Source organism: Arenibacter antarcticus (assembly GCF_041320605.1).
Classification (GTDB): Bacteria; Bacteroidota; Bacteroidia; order Flavobacteriales; family Flavobacteriaceae; genus Arenibacter; species Arenibacter antarcticus.
The window spans coordinates 4,222,690-4,245,571 of record NZ_CP166679.1 but is presented as its reverse complement, the minus strand read 5'-3'; the positions used below and the strand labels follow the sequence as shown (position 1 = coordinate 4,245,571).

The window sequence follows — 22,882 nt, the reverse complement described above, 5'->3', positions numbered from 1 at the left end:
CCGAGATATTCTCAGCATATACTCTGTGGGCATCTACCAAAAATCTTCTAATTCCATCTTTTGAAGATATAGTATATATAACACTATTATCATCAGTACTGCTCATTCCTTCAAATCGATAGGTATTATCCGCTTTTAAAATCTACGGGGCGGATCACTATTTTTATCGAAGCAAATCCCAAGCATTCAGGTTTTAAGTTGAAATCACAAGTATATCCTCTTTGTTGGAGATTGTTTATGGCTTCTGAAAGGGGATCATAATTTTTCATTTTTTTATTTATAGGTCATTGTAAAATAGCTCCCGTCTTCTTCGGTGAATTTTTGAAAGGTCAATAAGCCCTTAGTATTTAGTTTTTCGATAACGGCATAGTTGAGTCGCTTTATACGTATTCCCAACGCATATGCCTTTATATTGATTTTTGATTTAATGGCATTATTGTCTGTACTAGACTCTAATGTTCGGTGATAAATTTTTATAACACTCTTTGAACCAAAAAAATTCAGTAATCCCGAATCAAAGCTCATTTCAAGTTCTATGTCTTCTAGATTCTCCAAATCATAGAGTTCTTTAAAATTATTAGAGGTGGTGTTGATTTCGGTTTCTTTTGATTTTGGGTTGAAAAACGGAAATACCATTACCATGATACTAGATTCATCTGGTTTACATTTGTAAATCGTGTTATATTTATCCGTTGAGTTACCATTTTCATCAAAGAGTTCGGTCACGACAACAATTTCATAATATCCATCGGATTCTTTAATCTTTCCCGCTTTAAAAGCTTGCCTGTTCAGAAAATTGCCATCTTCATCAAAATTTTCCCGGACCACCAGTCTATTGGACAATTGCCCAATAAGCATTTCAGTTTGTCCATTCATTGTGATGCTCAATAAAATAAAAATTAGTAAGATTCCTTGTTTTCTCATATATGGGTCATCAATTTCTTAACTTCCATTGCCATTATGTCACTTAAATCAATTCCGTTTGAAGGATGAGGAATGGTATTGCAAGTGACTATCTTTTCTACTCCAGAATCTAGTAAATCCTGATAAGCATTACCGGAAAATACAGCGTGAATACCAACACATATAGGTGGTTTCATACCTATTTTTCTTAAATGCTTTACAGTTTCTATCATTGTCTGTGCCGTGGAAATTATATCATCCACCAATATAGGGGTGGCGTTTTTGTATTTTTCCACATCCGGTACCGAAACCTCCACGTCACGGTCACCGTGGCGTATTTTTTGCAATATCATAAATGGCGCTTTAGCAGTTTTAGCAACCTCGGAAACCCATTGTTCGCTTTCGGAATCGGGGCCTATAAGTACTGGGTTTTCAATATGTTCCTTTATCCAGCCCGAAATGGCATCTGCAGCGTGAATTACTTTATTGGGAATGTGATAGACTTCATCCAAAGAACTTATTCTGTGTAAGTGAGGATCAACAGTGGTTATGCTGTCAGCAAAACCTGAAATCAATTTTCCGAAGAAACCAGAAGTTACTCCTTCCCCTTTATTAAATACTTTGTCCTGACGCATATATGCCAAATAGGGTGCAACCAAACACGTACACATAGCTCCCAATGATTTGGCAGTATGGCTTAAAAAATAAAGTGGTAAAAGTTTCTTGTCAGGTTCGTGTAAGGTACAGACCATAACCACACATTTACCTTTTACATCGGAAAGGATGCGAGTATAGGATTCCCCGTCTGGAAATTTACGTATAGTGCATTCCCCGATTTCCGCATCCATTTTTATTGCCAGTAATTCTGTGAGTTCTTCATTTCCGGGAAGACTGAATAATATAGTTTTCATAGTCTACTTTTTAAATTATGGTTATGATGTCGTTGTGGTTGTTTTTATAATCCAAGGCATAGTTTAGTTCACCTTTGGATTCTGCGTATAGAGTGTATAGTAACTGGTTATTTTCAATTTTCTCCCCTAAATGAACATTTAATAAAATCCCTGCAGATTTTGATTGGGGTGCACCCGAAAGCTTGGCGAGTTTTGCAATCTTCCTGTTATCGATTCTCTTTATAACGCCTGACTTATCTGCTTTAATCTCAACCTTATGGGGAGCTAAAACAGGTAGTGTAAAACGACCTTGAGCTTTGCATATGGCGAGAAATTTTTCATAAGCTTTGCCAGATTTAAGTACTTCTTTGGCGGTTTCTGTTCCTTTTCCTTTTCCGATTTTTCCAGAAAGTTCCAATAGTTCCCCAGCCAAAAACAATGCCCTTTCTTTTAGGTCATTTGGCGCATCTCCTTCATTTTTTAGAACTTTTAATATATCAATGGCCTCTAATGTTGGACCAATACCTCTTCCGACGGGCTGGGTACCATCTGTAATCACGACTTTCACAATAAGCCCCACTGCGTTACCCACAGTTTCCAGGTGGCTTTTTAGTTTTTGGGCAATTCCCGTACTGCGTACCTTGGCGGTTTCTCCAACGGGAATATCTATAACGACGTGTGTGGATCCTGCCGCTGCTTTTTTAGATAGTACCGAAGCGATGAGCTGTCCTTCGCTATCAATATCCAAAGCCTTTTCAATTTTTATAAGTACGTCATCTGCAGGACTTAATTGAGCTGTACCGCCCCAGACAAAACATCCGCCTTCTTTCTCTACTACGGTCTTTATTTCCTCTAAAGAAAGCGTAACATTGGTCAATACTTCCATAGTATCTGCGGTACCTGCGGGTGAGGTGATGGCTCGAGACGATGTTTTGGGCATCGTTAGACCATAAGCGGCAACAATGGCAACCACTAATGGAGTTGTCCTATTTCCAGGCAATCCGCCAATACAATGCTTATCCACCACGATTTCTTGGTCCCAATTAAGTTGCTTCCCCGAAGCGATCATTGCTTTGGTAAGGGCTGATATTTCATCAATATCCATCCGTTCACCCGCACAGGCGGTTATAAATGCGGAAAGGTGTATGTTGGAATAATCGCCTTCAACGATATCGGTAATAATTTGGCTATAAGCATTATAATCGAGTTTTTGATTATAAATTTTGGCCCTGACGTGGCTTAACGATTCAATTGGCTCCAAATGTGAAACATTCAGGGTCTCATTTTGGGAAATGTTCAGTTTATTTGCTGCCGCATCGGATAGTCCTATTTCGTTGGGCAACAGCATATCAGAATTTATAACGTTTAGGCTTGCCACGATAGAATGGCTTGCATTTGAGATCCTTATTCTTGTTAGGGCTTCAAAGCCTTCGGAAATACAGGCGTGGCAATCTTTATGCATATAGACCACGTTTTCGTTCTGGGTATAAATGCCCAGATGCTTGTATTTCAGATTGTTTGAGTGTTGTTCCATAATGTTTCAATTTTCAAGATTTCCAAAACCTATTCTATTCCTTCAATGTTGTAGAGCTGCGGGATTTCAGCATTCCAACCATAAGTTTCCACTATTCCTTTTTGCAGGGCTTCCGCACCTTCTTTCTCACCGTGTACAATAAAAATTCTCTCTGGTTTATTTTTTATTTTGCTCATCCAAGCCATAAGTTCAGCGTGGTCTGCGTGGGCCGATAGACCTTCAATTTCAGCCATTTGCATTTTGAACGGCACCCATTTTCCGTACACTTTCAATTCCTTATCGCCCTCCAACAATTTTCTGCCCCGCGTTCCTTCCGCTTGATAACCCACGAATAGTAAGGTGTTGTTAGGGTTTTGCGCCTGTGTTTCAAGATAGTTGAGCATTCTTCCTCCGGTAAGCATTCCACTTCCTGCAATCACTATTTTTGGTTTATCATCAGTTCGTAATTCCATTGTTTCCCGATAACTGCTTACCACCGTAAAGTGCGAACACATTTCATCACATTCATTCTCGTTCAGCCTATGCCAATCCCTTGTGTGGTGGAACAGTTCCAGTACATTGGCTCCCATAGGGCTATCCATTATCATCTGGACTTTTGGAATTTTCTTTTCTTTCAGTAATCTCCAGAAGATAAGCATCATTAGTTGGGCACGTTCTACTGAAAAACTTGGGATAAACAGGCTGCCGCCCCTATTAATGGTTTCATTGACCAATTTTTCAATACGTGGAATGGCTTCCACTTCATCCGGATGAAACCTTCCTCCATAAGTAGATTCAATGAAAAGCACATCTGCTTTTTTTGGTTTCAGGGGTGGATAAAGCAATAAATCATTGGTCCTGCCAATATCTCCTGAAAAGACAAAGCGTTTTCCGTGCACCTCCAACTCGATGTAGGTGGCGCCTAAAATATGGCCGTTATATTGGAAACGTGCCCTGATACCATCAAACAAAGGAATCCATTGGGATTGGGGGATTCCTTTAAAACATGGAATGGTTTTTTCCACATCCTTTAAATCGTAAAGCGGTTCTGCGGGACTGTGTTTGGAATAACCTTCTTTATTGGCACGTTCAGCATCTTGCTCCTGTATTTTTGCACTATCGTTCAAAATGATCTTGGCAATGTCCAAAGTAGGATTGGTACCGTAGATATGCCCTTTGAATCCTAATTTCACCAATCTTGGCAGATAACCTGTATGATCCAAATGGCCGTGGGTAAGCAGTACCATATCAATTTCTGAAACTTCCACAGGCGGATATTCCCAATTTTTGAGACGTAATTCCTTTAACCCTTGAAAAAGTCCACAGTCTATCAGTATCTTTCTATCTCCAGTGTCCACTAGATACTTTGAGCCTGTTACTGTACCTGCTGCTCCCAAAAAGTGGATGCTTATTTTATTGTTTTTCATTTTTTTGGTTTGAACTTGTTGTAAATAATTCTTAGGAATCTTCTAAAATCTTATTGTTGCTTGTATAACGAATCACTATTTCCTTTTAACCATTACTCGTGTTTATTCACCTGTTTACCGGCTTTAGGGTTCGCACTTTCACAGTTGCCAAATATTAATGTCCCCCGCAGCAGGCAGGTGTGTTCCCTTTGTCTTGGTCCGACGTACATAACTCCGCTATTTCCTTGTACAGATCGTGAAAGTCTTCTTTGATAAGAAGGGCCAGTTTCTTTGCGGATTTAGGTTCGGAGTTTACCATCTCCAGTATTGTTTCAAAAGCATCTTCCAGTAGTTCTGGGTTATCTTCCAATGCCTGGTAAAATAGCTCTAGATCTATATTGTTCTGTTCTTGCGGTTTATCTGTTTTCATAAGTTTTGATTTAAGATTGTTAAACTTTTATAACCATAATCCTTAAGTGCTTTTACATAGGGCTTCTGAATCTTCTAAAATCTTTTCGTGTCTTTTTTTATCAATTCCTATCTGCTCCAATAACGCAGGGTTTTCGTGAAGCTCTTTGCAGAGCACAATGCCTTGGTCTAACAACTTAGTTTTTTCAGCATTGGTCATAGTTGTTAAAGCAGTTAACGGGTGTAGGCCAGACTTATCTATTCGCTCTTTAAGACCATTTCCATTTGGGTAATCCCAACTTGTCAATAACAATCCAACACAGGTGCCATATTGTATGGCATCGGTGGTAAACCGCGTATTGGTGTACACACCTCCTTTGTGGAGTTTAGATTCATGGTCTTTTTTTTGCTCCCATTGTTTTTCCACATCCAAAAATCTGGACTGGATATATAGGGGGGTTTTTACATTGCAAAACCTACCCTGATGACTGTGGTATTTACATTCAATCATATAATGATCATTATCCTTCAGGGCTATCACATCTATTTCGTGCTGCACACAATTGCCTTGTACAATAACACCAACCTTTGTTGCAAACCCTTCGTGCGCCAATAGTTTGCCTACCAACTTTTCAAAAGGAAAACCCGTTGGGCCGAGTTCCATCAAGGCTTTTTTGAGCTTGTACTTTGAAGCACTTACCCTCGATTTAGCCTTTAGCATCTTGAATGCCAATTGATAGATCTTTTTAGTGGTCATTCCTTCTTCAATCTGCTCTTGAACCTTACGGGCTATATCCTGAACAATATCCTCATCCGCCCGTGAGCGGCGTAGGGAATTGATGAGTTTGTTTACATCAAAAGCTTGGTGCTCACCGGAATATTTTTGTATTAGAACTGATTTATCCATAATTATACTTTAATGGTCATCACCGGTAATTCGGAATGATTGGTTACACCTTCAGCGATACTTTTTGAGAATAGGCTTAAAAACCCTGTACGTCCACTAGTACACATCGCGATCAAATCTGCATTCTTGTAGTCTAAGAAATTATTTATACCTGTTTCTACGGAAGACTCATTATAAACATTCATTGAGTACCTATCCAACTCAGGGAATTTTTTAAGGAACTCCCTAATGGGGTTTAAACCTTGTTCAATACTGTTGAAATCGGCCAGAGTATTCACCCTCAATAAATGGATATGCGCTCCACATTTTTCAGCGATCGAAATAACGTGTTTAAATGCTTCACTCACATCTTGAATAAAATCTGAAACAAAAACGATGTCTTTGAAAGGAAAGGATATTTCTTGGTCCTTGACCACAATTACCGGGACATCCGCCTTTCTCACAATTTCTTCAACATTGCTGCCTTGGAGTTCGCGTACGATACCTCTGGTGCCACTACTCCCAGTTATAATAAAATCATGATCGAAATGACCAGAATGTCTTAAAATATTGCGGATTTCGACCTTATACTCCAAAAAAGTCTGGCACTTAAGACCATGCTTTTCCGCTTTTTTTTCCAATTCTCGCAATTTGGATTTGGCTGCACCTATTTGTTTCAAGGTATCTGGATACTTTTTTTCCTTCAGTTTATCTAATTTCACCCAGTCTACAGGTGTGTGTATTAAGTGAAAGAAATGGATTTCCGCATCGTAAAGTTTGGCCATTTCAATACCCAAATCAGCGGCTTTATTACAATTGTCAGAGAAATCCGTAGGTACAAGAATATTTTTCATAATGTATTGTTTTCGAGTTATTTATATTATAAATAAGTTGTTATGCTCTTTTTTGTCAACTTAAATTTGGCCTATAATTAGGCCACCGTAATATTATTTTCCAGATATACCTTTTGCACGCTTTGCAATAATTCTATTCCCTTACTAAGTGGTTTTTGAAATGCCTTCCTCCCTAAAATCAGACCAGAACCTCCGGCGCGCTTATTGATGACCGCAGTTGTCACAGCTTCGGTCAAATCCGATTCGCCTTTGGAGGCCCCTCCTGAATTGATCAATCCTATTTTTCCCATATAACAATTGGCTACCTGTAACCTGCATAGATCAATGGGATGGTCTGTGGTAAGCGTTTCATACATGTCATCATCATATTTTCCAAATCCTATTTTTTTAAATCCGAAATTGTTTGTTGGCAGTTTCTGTTTGATAATATCTGCTTGAATGGTAACCCCCAAGTGGTTGGCTTGCCCTGTTACATCGGCAGCTGAGTGATAATCTTCTTTAGCAGTTTTAAATGCCTCGTTACGGGTGTAACACCACAAAATCGTTGCCATTCCGAGGCTATGAGCTTCGGCAAATGCCGCCGCGATTTCCATTATCTGTCTTTTGCTTTCCTTGGATCCAAAATAGATTGTGGCCCCGATGGCGACAGCACCCATGTTCCATGCTTCCCTAACCTTTCCGAACAAGGTTTGGTCATAGGTATTGGGGTAGGATAGGAGTTCATTATGGTTTATCTTGACAATGAACGGGATTTTATGAGCATATTTACGGGCATGGAGGCCCAAAACCCCAAAAGTAGATGCCACCCCGTTACAGCCAGCACCAATGGCTAATTTTATAATATTCTCAGGATCAAAATAATCAGGGTTCTTGTAGAAGGACAATGCGGCACTATGCTCAATACCTTGGTCTACGGGTAGAATACTCAAGTAGCCGGTACCACCTAGATTTCCGTGGTTATACAATTGTGAAAGGCTTCGTAGTACTTGCGGATTTCTGTTGCTATTGCCAAATACTTTCTCAAGACTGTTATTGCTGGGGATATGCAATTCATCTTTCGTTATTTTTTCACAAACGTGATCTATATAATAGGATGCCTTTTCCCCTAATAACTCTGTAATGTTTATATCTGTTTTCAAAATAATAGCGTTTAATGGATTCCTAAACTTTCATTGGTTTTAGAAATAGACTTATGAGCATCGGTTTCTATTCCGGTAAGTGCCCGAATGGCATCTATGGTCTCTGGGATTACAATCGCCTGGTTATCTACCACATAAGCATAAAAAAGCTCATCGCCCACCACTTTCAGCATATCTTCCCAGAGAGCTACTTCATACATATCGCCCCAAGGTCTTCCCATATCTAAGAACATTTCTTTAATAGTATTGTTGGAAACCAAACCTTGGTCATAATGAATTAACTTAATCCGTGTAGAAGTTTTAAAAGCATTAAGCACTTCTTCCTTGGTGGCCTGTTTTTTCAATTTCACGTTCCAGTAGTGCATATGGCTTAAGGTCTGAGGTACCTTTATTGCGGTAGTGATAACATCTAAATCGGGATCAACACTTTTAGCATCAGGACCTTGATGGCTCGGAATATCTTTTTCGGGAACCATCGTATTCATAATACCACCTAAATGGCTTTCCCAAGGATCTGTAGCTCTTCTTAATAGTGTTCCTCTGGCATAATCCAATAAATCGGCCCTTTTTAAAGCAGTCAATGTTCTTAAGATGGAGGTGGTGTTACAGGAAACAACCCTTGTAGCATCGATATTTATAGCCGACTGATAATTATTTTCGGCACTAAAGGAATGACCAGTGGTTTCGTGTTTTTCGCCTCCTTGGACAATAAATTTGATGCCTTTTTCCTTATAGATTTTTACATTTTGAGCCGCTATTTTTTTTGGGGTACAATCGACCACAAGGTCCACTTTATCCAAAAGATCCTTCATATTACCCTTTACCGAAATACCGGAAGCATTCATTTCTATTTCAGCTTCGGCGGTTGCCGCATAAATATTATACTCTTTTCGTACGGCGTTCTGTATGCGCCAATCGCTAATGACATCGCACACTCCCTCAAGCTTCATGTCGTCTTGTAGATTAATGGCATCGGCCACCCTTTTTCCAATGACGCCATATCCTATAATTGCTATATTTTTCATGTTCTTTTGGTTTTAATTTGTACGTTGTAAAAGGCCGCTATACAAGCCCCAATAAGCCACCCTAGGATGAAAGTTTGAATAATTCCAAAGAATGCTTCCAATATCGGTACATCCATTCTTATAATACTGGTAGCATCCAACCCGTGTAATAGGCTGTTGAAAAATAATATTGTACCCGCTTGACCGGTTGTAGTCATTACAATCATACAGCCTAGATAAATTAAGGCACCTGTTAGGCCAAAAGCAAATCCGAATTTTTTTACGTTGATACGATTCATGATTTTTAATGTTTGTTAATTAATTGATTCTAAGGTTTTCTTGGAATCTTCATATTCCTCTTTGGTAATCTCCCCTTTAGCAAATCTTTTTTTGAGAATTACGAGCGGGTCTTCATTTTTTGATTTTTGGTAAGGGATGTCATATGGAACAAAAAATATCCATGTTAAGAAGATGAACCAAATGATCCACCATACAAAGTGCATACCGCCAAAGTGATCGCTTAAATAATGCATAGTTTTAGTTTTAAATATTATTTTTTATTTTTAATGAATTATTTTTCCGATTTTAAAAGCTTCTTCGATTGCTCATATTCCGTCTTGGAAATCTCACCCTTTGCAAACCGGATTTTCAGCATTGTAACTGAATCGTATTCCTTTGTTTCAGTGGAGGACGTACTGGTAGGTGCAAAGAAGACCCAGCCTAGTAGTACTAACCAAATTGACCACCAAACAAGGTGCATTCCCCAAAAAAAACCATTGTAATAGAACATATTCTTTGTTTTAAGGTTACTACTATTTTAAATTATCTCTGTAATTGTATAGCCCTCAATTTGGTTGAGTTGCTTCTGTAATTCCTTTACCGAAAGTTTCTCTTTCATACTGATGATTGTCTTGCCTTTAGGGTTCAAAAAGATTTCTGCTTTCTCAATGTCCGGGTGTGCTTCCAAGGTTTTTTTGACCCGTGTTACACATCCACCACAGCTTATTCCGTTTATTCTATATGTATGTTTCGTCATTTTTTTATTTTAATGGTGACTATGCCCCTCATGCTCGTCCTTAGTTTCTGCTGCCAGCGGTTTTTCTTTACCATGTTCGTGTTGCTTATTATTATCCTCCCTACTGTTATGCCTACCATGGCCACCATGTGATCCGTGGGGCATTAATAGATGAAACACGAACATTAATATGATGAAACCAAAAAGCCCGTTATATCCAGTGAAGCCCAATGCTGGGGCGAAAAAAATTAATAGCAACGGAAGACCGCAACCGATAAGCATCCATATCCAATGACCTTTCATAATTATTGTTTTTAGCGTTAAATGTTATCTTCTCTAATGATGATCCCCATGGCTTTGGCTTTTGCTCAATTCGAGTTCGCCTAGTTCTTTGGTATCTAATTCATTTTCTTCGATCATGCCCATTCCTTTCATGTCCATTCCTTTGTCACCCATCATCTTCTTGCACGACTCCATACAGTCTTCGCTCATCATGCCCTTGTCGTGCATCATTTGCATCATATTGCCCATCATCTTTCCATCTTTCATGATGGACTGCATCATGTTTTTCGTCATCATGCTATCTTTCATCATCATTTGCATTCCGCCACTCTGTATCATATTACCCATCATTTTTTGGTTACCCTGTATCATCTGCATGGCATGGTCGTTATCTTGCATGTTGTCCATGAATTCCGTCATGTAAATGTGGTTACTGGCTATCGCCCCAAAAAGTTCTGTTCTTGACTCTGAATTTTGGAGTATCGCCTGCATGTCTGTGTCTTGTTTGCAACTATTTAAGCTTAAAAGCCCAATTGCTAATAAAATAATTACTAGTGTTTTCATAATATTTATTTTTTGTTAATACATTAAAATTATTGTTTGTACAGAAGTCTTATCTGCATAACTTTCGTTTTTATCTATATAATTTCATCGTAAAAATTTCGTTTCCAATTTTCTGTGTTTTTATAATCGGTCATACACACTCCTATTACTTCTTTAAATTGCCTGGACAAATGGTTGACACTGCTGTAGTCCAATAAGTATCCTATATCTGAAAAGGAATATTGTTTAAGCTGAATGAGCTCTTTAACTTTTTCGATCTTCAATTTGATGAAGTATTTTTCAATAGTTGTTTGTTCATTAGCAGAAAATAATTTACTTAAAGCCTTGTAATCCTTGTGAAGAGTTGATGCTAATAGCTCAGATGTTTTCACCTTAATCTGCAAGGGTAATTCTTGCAATTCTCCTATTAGAATAATTTTGATTCTTTCTACTAGCATATCGTTTTCGTTCTGAACTATTTCAAAATCATTTGCGTGAAGAACAGTTGTTATTATATTCACAATTTCATCTTTTGTTTTATTCGGAGCTTCAACTAACAATCTTCCCAATTCTAATGAAAGTACCAACACCCCAAGTTCCTGTAGTTCTTGCTTAATTACTTTTAGGCAGCGATTACAGACCATATTCTTAATCCAAAATTCTTTTGGCTTGCTCATAGTATTTATTGTATTGTCATTGAATTCTAACTCAATGTGTTAAAATGCAGAACCCTTGCAGGGTTAGTGATGTGTAGTGTTGTTGAGAATAGGGTACAACATATGTTAGCCAGAAGTGAAACAGTGGCTATAAAGGCGATACAGGTTAAATTTAACCTGCAATATGGAAATTCAAATTAAGAAGGTCTCGTTCAGAATTATTATATCAGAAGATAATAGAGGCGGCCTATAGGCTTGAAATGAAACTGCGTCTTCCTCTAACCCTTCAAAACGATTGATATGAGAATAAAAAAAGGTGTTTAAGAATACAAGAGTTTCAACCCCTATAATAGTATTTGACTTTTTGAAAGTATCGTCTCCTTCCTTTACAAAAGTCTGATTATCGCAACAATCTTTTTCTTGTATAGAAGTGCATTGCTTGGAAGTATTATCTTTATTTTGAGCAATGTCCTTACAGGATTCTGCGCTACTAAAAATAGCCATGTCCACTAATCTATTACTGCAAAAGTGCATATCTACCGTAAAAGAAAAGGTAGAAAACAGTATGAAAACTGCTAATAAAAAGGTCGTTATTCTAGTAAAAGTTGATTTCACAGTATAATGAATTTAACGAATTTTGTTTAACGTTCAATCATTTTTTATTTCGTGATATAATTGAATATAGTTATCAAGCGTTTATGATTTTTGGGTAAATGTATTGTACGAATATAGTTGTTTGCATGCAGCAAGAATATGACCAATGTCATATTCTAATAATTGTAAAAGAATTTTATTTACTAATATTATGCAGGCATCTCTTTGGATAAATTTATATTCCGAAATCCAAAAGAACTGTTAAATACACTTATTGGCATTATTATTTTATACATTTGTAACCAATGAAAAAGGTTTTTCATAAAATAGCATCGTTTAGTCTAGCACTTGTTGTGTTACTGTCAACTGTTTCGTTTACTGTTGATAGTCATTACTGTGGTGGTATTTTAGTGGATTCCTCCTTATTTGGGCACGTTGAAACCTGTGGCATGGAAGTCCATCAGCAATTACCGTCATCAGAGTGTGACATTTCAATAAAAGATTGCTGTAGTGATGAAGAAGTGATTGTTGAAGGACAAGACACTTTAAAAACATCGTTTGATAGGTTAGATAAAGACCAACAGTTATTTGCCACTGCTTTTATCTACACTTATTTAAATCTCTTCGATGGTCTGGATACCAGCATCGTTCCATTTAGAGATTATGCACCTCCGTTTCTGATAACGGATATACAAAAGCTTCACGAGACGTATTTAATTTGATTTTAAACAGTTTCCGGTCCGATAACTAATCGGATTGGAAAAATTGCCCTGTGGTTCCTGCCATTTTGGGCTTATTTCGTTGTCCTTAATTTTCTGATGTTATCAGGATCTTATTCAATGTTTAACTGTTTAACAATTGATTCAAATGCTAAATAAAAGCATCAAATTTCTCATAGAGAATAAACTTATTGCCGTATTACTACTTGTTTTGTTTGTAGGGTGGGGAGTCATAAATGCGCCTTTTGAATGGAATACAGGTCCATTGCCACGTAACCCTGTAGCCGTAGATGCCATCCCTGATATTGGTGAGAACCAACAAATTGTATTTACGAAATGGGATGGCCGTTCTCCACAAGATATTGAGGACCAAATTACCTATCCGTTAACCACATCGCTTTTAGGAATCCCGGGAGTTAAGACCATACGTAGTTCTTCTATGTTCGGTTTTTCAAGTATCTACATCATTTTTGAAGAGGATATCGAATTCTACTGGAGCCGAAGCCGAATACTGGAGAAGTTAAATTCACTCCCAGCAGGACTACTACCTGATGCAGTGAATCCGGCACTAGGACCGGATGCTACTGGACTTGGCCAAATATATTGGTACACGCTCGAAGGCCGGGATGAAAACGGAAACGTAACAGGGGGATGGGATTTACATGAATTGAGAAGTATCCAAGATTTCTACGTGAAATATGCACTGTCTTCGGCAAGCGGTGTATCTGAAGTGGCCTCTATTGGGGGTTACGTTTTGGAATACCAAGTGGATGTCAACCCAGAGTTGATGAAACAGTACAAAATCGGATTAGATGATGTTGTAAAAGCAGTTAAACAAAGTAATAAGGATGTAGGTGCCCAAACCATAGAAATTAATCAGGCGGAATATTTGATACGTGGCCTGGGGTATGTTAAATCCATTGCCGACCTGGAAAATGCTGTGGTAACATCAGAAAATTTCACCTCTATACGCTTAAAGGACATTGCAAAAGTTTCTCATGGACCCGCTACAAGAAGAGGAATTTTAGATAAAGAAGGGGCAGAAGTTGTAGGTGGTGTTGTGGTCGCGCGTTATGGTGCCAACCCAATGGAGGTCATTAACAACGTGAAGGAGAAAATAAACGAGCTAAGTTCAGGCCTACCTTCTAAAGTTTTGAGTGATGGTAGAACGTCCCAGCTTACCGTGGTTCCCTTTTATGACAGAACAGAACTCATTCAAGAAACATTGGGAACGTTGGACGAGGCACTATCATTGGAGATTTTAATCACCATTTTCGTAATCATTATAATGGTATTCAATTTAAGGGCTTCGGTGTTAATATCCGGTCTCTTACCAGTAGCGGTATTGATGGTTTTTATTTCCATGAAACTGTTTAATGTAGATGCCAATATTGTTGCGCTATCCGGTATTGCGATTGCTATTGGTACCATGGTTGATGTGGGTGTTATTCTTACGGAAAATGTGCTGCGGCATATCGATGAAAACGACGATGATGTACCCATGAATACCGTTGTGTACAATGCAACCGCTGAAGTTTCCGGGGCTATATTGACAGCGGTAATGACCACTATTATAAGTTTCATTCCGGTATTTACCATGATCGGTGCAGAAGGTAAATTGTTTAGGCCGTTGGCATTTACTAAAACAGCAGCCCTAACCGCATCCCTGATCGTGGCCTTATTTTTAATACCCCCGTTTGCAGCCTATTTGTTTAAAAAGCGCAGCTTAAAGACTTCCTTTCGTTATATGCTTAATGGAGCAATGATAATCGTAGGTGTGTTGGCTGTTATTTTTGGATACCCTCTTGGATTAATATTAGTGGCATTTGGTGTAGTAGGCTTCCTATCGTTAAAGGAAAAGATTACCCCAAAACGTGCCAATGACGTTAACATATTTGTGTCTGCCTTTGCCATTATATTTTTATTGGCAGAATACTGGAGGCCCTTGGGAGTAGATCGAAGCTTCTTTATAAATTTAATTTTCGTAGGTCTCATCTGTTTTGGTCTTCTTGGAGTGTTTACACTTTTTAGAAACTATTATGTGCGAATTTTAAATTGGGCATTGCGCAATAAATTGTTATTTCTTTCCGTACCCACAGCCATAGTAATTTTTGGTGTGTTGATTATGCGTAATACCGGTAAGGAATTTATGCCATCCCTGAATGAAGGCTCTTTTCTGTTGATGCCGACTTCCATGCCGCATTCTGGCGTTGAAGAAAACAAACGGGTATTGCAACAATTGGATATGGCAGTTGCTAGCCTTCCTGAGATTGAAACAGTTGTTGGTAAATCCGGTCGTACGGAATCGGCACTGGATCCAGCACCCTTGTCGATGTATGAAAACATAATCCAATACAAATCAGAATACATTCAAAATGAGAAAAGGAAAAGACAGCGATTTAAAGTAAATGAAGATGGATTATTTGTTCTCAAGGATGGAAGTTTGGTTTCAAATCCAAATAATGAAATAGGGGAGGAGAATGCTAATTACGATACATCTAAATTAAAGGACCCATTTTCTGTGAGCAGTGCACAACTTATTCCAGATGATGATGGGGAATACTTTAGAAACTGGCGGCCAGAGATAAAATCCCCAGATGATATTTGGAAGGAAATTGTTAGAGTCACAAAGCTTCCCGGGGTTACCTCGGCGCCTAAATTACAACCTATTGAAACACGATTGGTGATGTTGCAAACAGGGATGCGGGCTCCTATGGGTATTAAGGTGAAAGGGCAAGATTTAAAGGAGATAGAAGCCTTTGGACTGCAGTTGGAGGGCATATTAAAACAATCGGAAGGTGTTAAGAATGAAGCGGTCTTTGCTGATCGTATTGTAGGGAAACCTTATCTGTTGTTGGATATTGACAGAGACCGACTTGCCCGATATGGAATTACCGTAGCGCAGGTGCAACAAGTTATACAAGTGTCCATTGGAGGAATGGTGCTTACACAGACGGTAGAAGGTAGGGAGCGTTATGGTATTCGAGTTCGCTATCCAAGGGAATTGCGCGCAAACCCAAATGATCTGAAGGATATTTATGTTCCCGTAGAAAAGGGGAGTCCGGTCCCCTTAAGTGAGCTTGTTACTATTAGATATGAGCAAGGGCCGCAAGTCATAAAGAGTGAGGATACTTTCCTGGTGGGGTATGTTCTTTTTGATAAAATTGATGGTTTTGCCGAAGTAGATGTGGTGGAGAATGCGCAAGCGCTTATCCAGGGAAAAATCGATTCAGGAGAACTGATTGTGCCTAAAGGGATTAACTATCAGTTCACGGGAACCTATGAAAATCAATTACGAGCGGAGAAAACCTTATCGCTTGTGGTGCCTTTGGCCTTGGCAATCATTTTCTTGATCTTGTATTTCCAATTCCGATCGGTAGCCACATCCTTAATGGTTTTTACAGGGATAGCAGTTGCCTTTGCAGGAGGATTTTTGATGATCTGGTTTTACGGGCAGGACTGGTTCCTAAACTTTAACTTCTTTGGAGAGAATTTACGGGACTTATTTCAAATGCACACCATTAATTTAAGTGTCGCCGTTTGGGTTGGTTTTATTGCTTTGTTCGGTATTGCAACAGATGATGGTGTGGTAATGGCAACCTACCTGACCCAAACCTTTGATAGAAATACGCCCGAAACAAAACAGGAAATAAGAGCCGCTGTAGTTGAGGCTGGAGAAAAACGTATTCGTCCTTGTTTAATGACCACGGCAACAACCATATTGGCGCTATTGCCGGTTTTAACGTCCACAGGGCGTGGAAGTGATATTATGATTCCTATGGCAATTCCAAGTTTTGGAGGTATGCTTATAGCATTGATGACCCTATTTGTGGTTCCGGTATTGTATAGCTGGAGAGCCGAAGTTAAACTTAAAAACGCAGCAAAATGAAACGTATAATAATTTTAATCTGTGTGTTGTTTGTTTCAGCTTTCGCAAAGGCACAAGATCTAGAGAACCTTATTGAGGAAGCATTGACCAATAATCCAGAGATTCAAAAGTTTGATTATCTGTATCAGATCGCTTCCGAAAAAGTAAATGAAGTGAACAGCTTGCCAAATACTGATTTTAATTTCGGGGTTATGGCCATAGCTCCTGAAATGGATATGCCTATGGAGCAATTTAATGCATCTGTAATGCAAATGCTACCGTGGTTTGGAACCATATCGGCAAGGAAGAATTATGCCACCTCAATGGCAGATGCCCAATTTGTTGAAGTTACCATTGCCAAGCGAAAGCTTGTGCTTTCCGTTTCCCAATTCTATTATCTGCTCTATGAAATAAGAGCCAAGCAGGAAATACTTGACAAGAACATAGCGCTTTTGGAAACCTATGAACGCCTTGCACTCACCTCCTTGGAAGTGGGCAAGGCTTCGGCAGTGGATGTATTGCGATTACAGATCAGACAGAACGAGCTAAAACAGGAGAAAGATGTTTTAATGGAGCAAAACAAAGGCATACAGGCCGCGATGAACAGTTTAATGAATCGGGAATATGATTTAGAGGTATCAGTGGTTTCTACTCTGGAAATTCCGGAAGACGACAATTTCTTTAGCTACGAGAGCCTGTCTATAAACCCAGAGTTGCTTAAATATAACAAGCTCTATCAATCGGTTGAACAGGCCGAGTTGCTAAACCAAAAGGAAAGTGGTCCGATGGTAGGGGTTGGGGTGCAATATATCAATCAAGAAAATAGCCCTATGATAACCAGTTCCTATAAAGATATGGTTATGCCCATGGTCTCCTTATCCATCCCCATTTTTAACAATAAATATAAATCCCAAACCAAACAAAATGAATTGCGAAAGCAAGAGATACAATCCCAGAAAGAGGAACTCCTGAATGTACTGACAGCGGATCTATCAAAAGCCATATCTCAACGTAATCAGTCGCGGATTAAATTCACTACACAGGACAAGAACCTGAAACAAGCTGAATATGCCGAAGAAATCCTTATCAAGAACTATGAAACGGGAACTATTAATTTCAATAACGTCCTGGACGTTCAGGAGTTGCAATTGAAGTTTCAAATGGCACAGATCGAGACCGTAAAGCTGTATTACGTCCAGTCCTCTCTTATCAATTATTTAACGAATCAATAATAACAGGATTCGGGGTAATTGGAAGAAAGAATTTTTATTAAAATAGAGAAAATGAATAACATGAAAGCGATACAATATTTAATACTACTCCTGTTAATAGGCTGTCCAACACTTTTTGCGCAATCTGTTGAAGGCAATGTGGACAATTTACCTGTGCACGAATACACATTGACGATTAAAGAAGAAATGGTAAACAAAGCGGGTACGGAAGTAATGGGGATGACCGTCAACGGAACAATCCCGGGGCCAATACTTGAATTTACTGAAGGCGAATATGCGGTTATTTACGTGAAGAACGAAATGAGCGTTGAAACTTCGGTTCATTGGCACGGAATTCTTTTGCCGAATTTTTACGATGGTGTTCCGTATTTGACAACCCCACCAATAAAGCCCGGAACTACTTTTAAATATGAATTTGAAATCAGACAAAATGGAACCTATTGGTATCACTCGCACACCATGTTACAGGAACAAAGTGGAGTTTTCGGATCAATTGTCATCCATCCAAAAGAAGAAAAATTGGATTATGATAAAGAGTTAGTATTGATGCTGTCCGACTGGACAAATGAAAAACCAATGGATGTGCTACGAAACCTTAAGCGGGGCAATGAGTGGTACCAAATGAGGAAAGGTACATCTACACCTTTAAATAAAGTAATTGCACGAGGTGCGTTTGGCGCACAACTCGATTTCTGGCGCCAACGCATGGAAGGTGCCGACATTGCAGATATCTATTATCCTGCATTTTTGGTCAATGGTAAAGAAATTGCGGAATATCCCGAATTTCATCCAGGTGAAAAAGTAAGGTTACGAATTATCAACGGATCTGCCTCTTCACAATTCTGGTTGACGTTTGGTGGTTCAACACCAACATTGGTTTCTGCTGACGGAATTGACATTGTTCCCGTAAAACGAAACAAAACCTTTATTGCAACTGCAGAAACCTATGATTTTATTATTACCGTTCCGGAAAATGGTAAAATAGAGTTCCGATCAATGGTGCAAGATGGCTCAGGGGTTGCCATGGCATACATCGGTAATGGTGAAATTCTGCCTGCTGATATTCTTCCGAGACCTGACAAAATCCATATGATGCAGGAAATGGCCAAAATGAAGATGAAAATGGGGGCTCACGCGCTAAAATTTCGACCGGGCAAGGACGAACGTTTTGAAATGAAAGAGGAATATGGGATGAAAATGGACGACATGAAAGGGATGGAAATGAACGGGACGATGAAGATGGATCATTCTAATATGAAAAAGGAGGTAATGGAAAATGATACGCCAATGGATTCTACGATGACCCATATGGATCATTCTAAAATGGAAAATGGTGATATGAACCCGCATGCTGGACGGGCAGGAATGGCAGAACCTGCAAAATCCAAAATGATGGATATGAATGGTAAGGACCCAAGCACCATGGAGGGGATGGACCTGGCTGCTAGCGAAGCAGGTATGTTTTCAGAATATAATTACGATTATTTGAAGTCCCCTGTAAAAACCACATATGCGAAAGATACACCAGTAAATGAAATTTTACTGAACCTCACCGGGAATATGAATCGGTATATATGGAGTATGAATGGGGTTCCCTTGTTTGAAACCGATAAGATAAAAATAAAGGGAAATCAAGTTACCCGAATCAAATTGAATAACCTGACCATGATGCACCATCCAATGCATTTACACGGTCATTTTTTTAGGGTTATTAATAAAAATGGGGAATACTCGCCATTAAAGCATACGGTAAATGTCCCGCCAATGCAGGAAATTACTATTGAATTTTATGGCGATGAGTATGGGGATTGGTTTTTTCATTGTCATATTCTATACCATATGATGGGCGGTATGGCCAGAGTAATGAGCTACGATACGCCAAGGGATATTAGAATGAAAGCATATCCTGTTTCAAAATTAATCCACGAAACAGATCAATGGTATTCTTGGGGAATGGTCGATGTTGCTTCGCATATGACTGGAGCTACGTTAATGACATCCAATATAAGAAATCAGTTTACGTTTTCGGCAGAATACGGATGGAATGAAAACATTGAGGCAGAATTCACCTATGAACGCTATCTACACGATTATTTACGTGTTTTTGGAGGTGTTAATGTTGAAAACGAAGATGCCGATAGTCTGGACGAAATAAACACAACTGCTATAGCAGGAATACGGTATTTAACACCCTATTTGTTTAATCTTGATGTGCGTATGGATAGTAAGCTACGTCCACAAATTAGTTTGAGTCGTGCGATAACTATTTTTCCGAGAACTGTTGTTTTTGGAGTGTACGAGTATCAAGCGGATTTTGGATGGGTAGACAAGCTACCACAAGGAGATAACTTTAAAGAAGAAGCAACCTGGAGTACCGGGATTGAATATTTCTTGTCTAAAAACCTTTCAATTATGGGTAGTTATGATAACCGTTTTGGAGCAGGTGGCGGACTATCAGCACGTTTTTAATGGCCCTTAAAATAATAATAATATCAACAATTAAAATCAAAAACAATATGAGTAAATTAAAATCAACATTAAGTATAGCTGTGTTCACATTTATAACCTTAACAGCAATATCTTGTAAGGATAATAAAAAGGAACAAAACAAGACTGATGGGAACCATTCAGAAATGAATCACGACAACAGTGATGGCCATCACGATGGTAATAAAAAGGAGATTGTAATGAGTGGTAGCGGTAATTCTGAAACCGTATTAAATGACTACTTCAATCTTAAAAATGCTTTGGTTGCAGATGATAATGCCAAAGCCAAAGAACTTGGAGTAATTATGGCAAAAAGTTTTCAAAATCTTGATGTTTCAAATTATACAGATGCACAAAAAGCAGATTTAAAGGATATTATTGAAGATGCTGTTGAGCAATCAGAACATATTTCTGACAGTGATATAGACCATCAGCGTGAGCATTTTAAAATGTTGAGTAAGGATATAATCGATATGGTTGCCGTTACAGGATCTGAAAACACAGTATACCAGCTGTTTTGCCCAATGTACGATAGCGGTAGTGCTTGGTTAAGTATGAGCAAGGAAATTAAAAATCCTTATTACGGAAGCAAAATGATGAATTGTGGCAAGGTTCAAAAAGAGATTAATTAAATGAGAATTGTAAAGATCATAGTATTGGTATTATTGGTCGCGTTTGTGGGAATTCAATTTATTCCCACAGAACGCAATCAAAGTGATACTGTTCCTTCATCTGATTTTATGTTGGTTAATAATGTTCCGCCAGCTATTAAGGAGAAGTTACAGGTATCTTGCTATGATTGCCACAGTAATAATACCAAGTACCCTTGGTATAATAGGATTCAACCTGCCGCTTGGATTTTGGAAGACCATATTAAAGAAGGTAAAGCTGATCTTAATTTCAGCGAATGGGATTCGCTTTCAAGCCGAAGAAAATCAAGTAAACTTCGATCAATTATCAAGCAAATAGAAAGCGGGGAAATGCCTTTATATTCGTACACTTTAATTCATAAAGATGCGGCGTTTTCAAAGGCAGAAGCAGAAGAAATGATCACTTGGATCACACGATTAAAAGACAGTTTATAATTATTAATTAAAATTTAATAAAATGAAAAGTTTAAAAATGAGTATTGCAGGAATGCTATTGTTAGTAGTTTCTTTTACCAATGCACAGAGTGTTGATGCTAAAGCAGAAGCTATATTAAGTGATTATTTCAGTTTAAAAGATGCTTTGGTAGGCGATGGCGCTAAAGTAGCGGCACAATCTGGCACCAAACTGGTAGCCTCTCTTAAAGCGTTTGAAATGAGCAGTTATACAAAGGAACAACAAGAAGAACTAACCGATATCTTTGAAGATGCTATTGAACACGCAGAGCATATTTCTGAAAGTGCCATAGATCATCAACGGGAGCACTTTAAGATTTTGAGCAAGGATATTACTGATATGGTAGCCATTACAGGGACAAAAAGCACTTTGTATGAACAATTTTGCCCAATGTATGATAAGGGTAGTGTTTGGTTAAGTACAAGTATGGAAGTTAGAAATCCCTATTATGGTAGCGGAATGCTTAAATGCGGAAAAGTTCAAAAAACTATTCAATAGATATCTATTCCTTAAGACGTCTTATCAATATTCTGGTTTATCAGTTAACAAGAAGGTTATAAGATGATTAAGATGTCTGAATAGTCTTTAAGTCCTGTCGTGGGAAGGAAAATAAATTTGACATTTAATGGTAAATCCTTCCCGTGTCAGGCACAAATGAATAATCATTAAAAACACTTTTTATAAAGATAAAGGAAGAAAAAATAAATCTTATGAGACTACGTATCCCTTTTAGCCTATTGTTATACACACTTGTTTTCACCGCCTGTAAACAAGAAAAAAAAGAAGCCGAAATAATCCCTGAACAATCACAAATAGAAACTATATCCAAGTCGCCACAAAAAGTATTGAGTCCACATATTTCAACAATAGTTATAATTGGTGATACTCAAATTCAAATCAACTATTCATCACCTGGGGTGAGAAATAGGATGATATTTGGTGGTTTGTTGGCTTACGATCAGGTGTGGCAAGCTGGTGCACATATGGCTACCTGGATAGAGACCAACAACGATTTAATTATTGATGATAAAGTGTTACCTGCTGGTAAATATGGATTTTTCACTATTCCTTCAAAGAATGAATGGACCGTTATTTTTAATTCTAATTGGAATCAACACGGGAAAGATGAGTACAATGAAAAGGATGATGTTTTACGTTTTAAGGCTATACCAAAAACATCAGGTGAAATAATAGAACACTTAGAATATAAGATTATTAAGGCTAATGAGAAAGAAGGGGCTATATCACTAGCTTGGGAAAGAGTATTTGTTAGTTTCAACTTTCAATTAAAACAATAATGGTAAATAGGCATAAGGTTATAAAAATAAGTCAAACACACTACTAAGTGGTTTTTACTTTTAAACACTTTATTACCAACT

Annotated in this window: 26 protein-coding genes; 8 read left to right on the top strand and 18 right to left on the bottom strand. The window is 38.3% G+C overall.

All coding sequences use genetic code 11. From position 1 onward, the window contains the following. Positions 1–125: 125 nt before the first annotated feature. The 18 genes from KCTC52924_RS17460 to KCTC52924_RS17375 all read right to left on the bottom strand — a co-directional run bounded on the left by KCTC52924_RS17460 (position 126) and on the right by KCTC52924_RS17375 (position 12,114). On the bottom strand, positions 126–269 hold the full coding sequence (locus KCTC52924_RS17460) for a hypothetical protein (RefSeq protein WP_251809400.1): 144 nt from the start codon (positions 267–269) through the stop codon (positions 126–128). Positions 270–273: 4 nt separating this feature from the next. After that, positions 274–924 carry a hypothetical protein gene (locus KCTC52924_RS17455; RefSeq protein WP_251809399.1) on the bottom strand — a complete coding sequence of 217 codons (651 nt, stop codon included), beginning with the start codon at positions 922–924 and terminating at the stop codon, positions 274–276. Next, on the bottom strand, positions 921–1,814 hold the full coding sequence (locus KCTC52924_RS17450; RefSeq protein WP_251809398.1) for a ribose-phosphate pyrophosphokinase: 894 nt from the start codon (positions 1,812–1,814) through the stop codon (positions 921–923). The genes KCTC52924_RS17455 and KCTC52924_RS17450 overlap by 4 nt, the downstream gene beginning before the upstream one ends. Before the next feature lie 10 nt (positions 1,815–1,824). Next, entirely contained in the window at positions 1,825–3,327 is a 1,503-nt protein-coding gene (locus tag KCTC52924_RS17445) for a thymidine phosphorylase family protein (protein WP_251809397.1), read from the bottom strand. A gap of 29 nt (positions 3,328–3,356) precedes the next feature. Further along, positions 3,357–4,733: an MBL fold metallo-hydrolase RNA specificity domain-containing protein gene (locus tag KCTC52924_RS17440; protein ID WP_251809396.1), complete on the bottom strand. Its 1,377-nt coding sequence runs from the start codon at positions 4,731–4,733 to the stop codon at positions 3,357–3,359. 154 nt (positions 4,734–4,887) lie between these two features. Next, positions 4,888–5,142 (bottom strand): hypothetical protein, encoded by a 255-nt coding sequence (locus tag KCTC52924_RS17435; protein ID WP_251809395.1) that lies wholly within the window; start codon positions 5,140–5,142, stop codon positions 4,888–4,890. 42 nt (positions 5,143–5,184) lie between these two features. Further along, the gene (locus tag KCTC52924_RS17430) at positions 5,185–6,027 is read right to left on the bottom strand and encodes a restriction endonuclease (RefSeq protein WP_251809394.1); all 843 of its coding nucleotides are present in this window, start codon (positions 6,025–6,027) and stop codon (positions 5,185–5,187) included. 2 nt (positions 6,028–6,029) lie between these two features. Continuing rightward, the gene (locus KCTC52924_RS17425; protein WP_251809393.1) at positions 6,030–6,860 is read right to left on the bottom strand and encodes a universal stress protein; all 831 of its coding nucleotides are present in this window, start codon (positions 6,858–6,860) and stop codon (positions 6,030–6,032) included. Between the two features lie 77 nt (positions 6,861–6,937). Then, positions 6,938–7,999: a class I fructose-bisphosphate aldolase gene (locus tag KCTC52924_RS17420; protein ID WP_251809392.1), complete on the bottom strand. Its 1,062-nt coding sequence runs from the start codon at positions 7,997–7,999 to the stop codon at positions 6,938–6,940. Positions 8,000–8,010: 11 nt separating this feature from the next. Then, positions 8,011–9,024, bottom strand: coding sequence for a type II glyceraldehyde-3-phosphate dehydrogenase (locus KCTC52924_RS17415; RefSeq protein WP_251809391.1), 1,014 nt, complete (start codon positions 9,022–9,024; stop codon positions 8,011–8,013). Next, on the bottom strand, positions 9,021–9,302 hold the full coding sequence (locus KCTC52924_RS17410) for a DUF5676 family membrane protein (RefSeq protein ID WP_251809390.1): 282 nt from the start codon (positions 9,300–9,302) through the stop codon (positions 9,021–9,023). The genes KCTC52924_RS17415 and KCTC52924_RS17410 overlap by 4 nt, the downstream gene beginning before the upstream one ends. A gap of 15 nt (positions 9,303–9,317) precedes the next feature. Continuing rightward, positions 9,318–9,536 carry an SHOCT domain-containing protein gene (locus KCTC52924_RS17405; protein ID WP_251809389.1) on the bottom strand — a complete coding sequence of 73 codons (219 nt, stop codon included), beginning with the start codon at positions 9,534–9,536 and terminating at the stop codon, positions 9,318–9,320. 38 nt (positions 9,537–9,574) lie between these two features. Next, positions 9,575–9,793 (bottom strand): SHOCT domain-containing protein, encoded by a 219-nt coding sequence (locus tag KCTC52924_RS17400; RefSeq protein WP_370671483.1) that lies wholly within the window; start codon positions 9,791–9,793, stop codon positions 9,575–9,577. 27 nt (positions 9,794–9,820) lie between these two features. Further along, positions 9,821–10,039, bottom strand: a complete 219-nt coding sequence (locus KCTC52924_RS17395; protein ID WP_251809388.1) for a heavy-metal-associated domain-containing protein — start codon at positions 10,037–10,039, stop codon at positions 9,821–9,823. 9 nt (positions 10,040–10,048) lie between these two features. Next, entirely contained in the window at positions 10,049–10,321 is a 273-nt protein-coding gene (locus KCTC52924_RS17390; protein ID WP_251809387.1) for a hypothetical protein, read from the bottom strand. A gap of 33 nt (positions 10,322–10,354) precedes the next feature. Continuing rightward, a complete protein-coding gene (locus KCTC52924_RS17385) occupies positions 10,355–10,864 on the bottom strand; it encodes a hypothetical protein (RefSeq protein WP_251809386.1) in 510 nt (169 codons plus the stop codon). A 74-nt stretch (positions 10,865–10,938) separates the two neighbouring features. Further along, on the bottom strand, positions 10,939–11,520 hold the full coding sequence (locus tag KCTC52924_RS17380; protein ID WP_251809385.1) for an AraC family transcriptional regulator: 582 nt from the start codon (positions 11,518–11,520) through the stop codon (positions 10,939–10,941). 171 nt (positions 11,521–11,691) lie between these two features. Next, entirely contained in the window at positions 11,692–12,114 is a 423-nt protein-coding gene (locus KCTC52924_RS17375) for an HYC_CC_PP family protein (protein ID WP_251809384.1), read from the bottom strand. A 284-nt stretch (positions 12,115–12,398) separates the two neighbouring features. Here KCTC52924_RS17375 and KCTC52924_RS17370 point away from each other — a divergent pair, with 284 nt between their 5' ends. The 8 genes from KCTC52924_RS17370 (at position 12,399) to KCTC52924_RS17335 (ending at position 22,801) form a co-directional block, all read left to right on the top strand. Next, positions 12,399–12,815, top strand: coding sequence for an HYC_CC_PP family protein (locus KCTC52924_RS17370; RefSeq protein WP_251809383.1), 417 nt, complete (start codon positions 12,399–12,401; stop codon positions 12,813–12,815). A 145-nt stretch (positions 12,816–12,960) separates the two neighbouring features. Beyond that, on the top strand, positions 12,961–16,701 hold the full coding sequence (locus KCTC52924_RS17365; protein ID WP_370671482.1) for an efflux RND transporter permease subunit: 3,741 nt from the start codon (positions 12,961–12,963) through the stop codon (positions 16,699–16,701). After that, the gene (locus tag KCTC52924_RS17360; protein WP_251806024.1) at positions 16,698–17,912 is read left to right on the top strand and encodes a TolC family protein; all 1,215 of its coding nucleotides are present in this window, start codon (positions 16,698–16,700) and stop codon (positions 17,910–17,912) included. Before KCTC52924_RS17365 ends, KCTC52924_RS17360 begins: the two co-directional genes overlap by 4 nt. 60 nt (positions 17,913–17,972) lie before the next feature. Then, positions 17,973–20,381, top strand: a complete 2,409-nt coding sequence (locus tag KCTC52924_RS17355; protein WP_251806038.1) for a multicopper oxidase domain-containing protein — start codon at positions 17,973–17,975, stop codon at positions 20,379–20,381. Between the two features lie 47 nt (positions 20,382–20,428). Beyond that, positions 20,429–21,031, top strand: coding sequence for a DUF3347 domain-containing protein (locus KCTC52924_RS17350; RefSeq protein ID WP_251806023.1), 603 nt, complete (start codon positions 20,429–20,431; stop codon positions 21,029–21,031). Next, on the top strand, positions 21,032–21,484 hold the full coding sequence (locus KCTC52924_RS17345; protein WP_251806022.1) for a heme-binding domain-containing protein: 453 nt from the start codon (positions 21,032–21,034) through the stop codon (positions 21,482–21,484). It begins immediately after the preceding gene. A 52-nt stretch (positions 21,485–21,536) separates the two neighbouring features. After that, the gene (locus KCTC52924_RS17340; RefSeq protein WP_370671550.1) at positions 21,537–22,001 is read left to right on the top strand and encodes a DUF3347 domain-containing protein; all 465 of its coding nucleotides are present in this window, start codon (positions 21,537–21,539) and stop codon (positions 21,999–22,001) included. Positions 22,002–22,213: 212 nt separating this feature from the next. Next, the gene (locus KCTC52924_RS17335) at positions 22,214–22,801 is read left to right on the top strand and encodes a DUF2911 domain-containing protein (protein ID WP_251806020.1); all 588 of its coding nucleotides are present in this window, start codon (positions 22,214–22,216) and stop codon (positions 22,799–22,801) included. Positions 22,802–22,882: the final 81 nt, after the last annotated feature.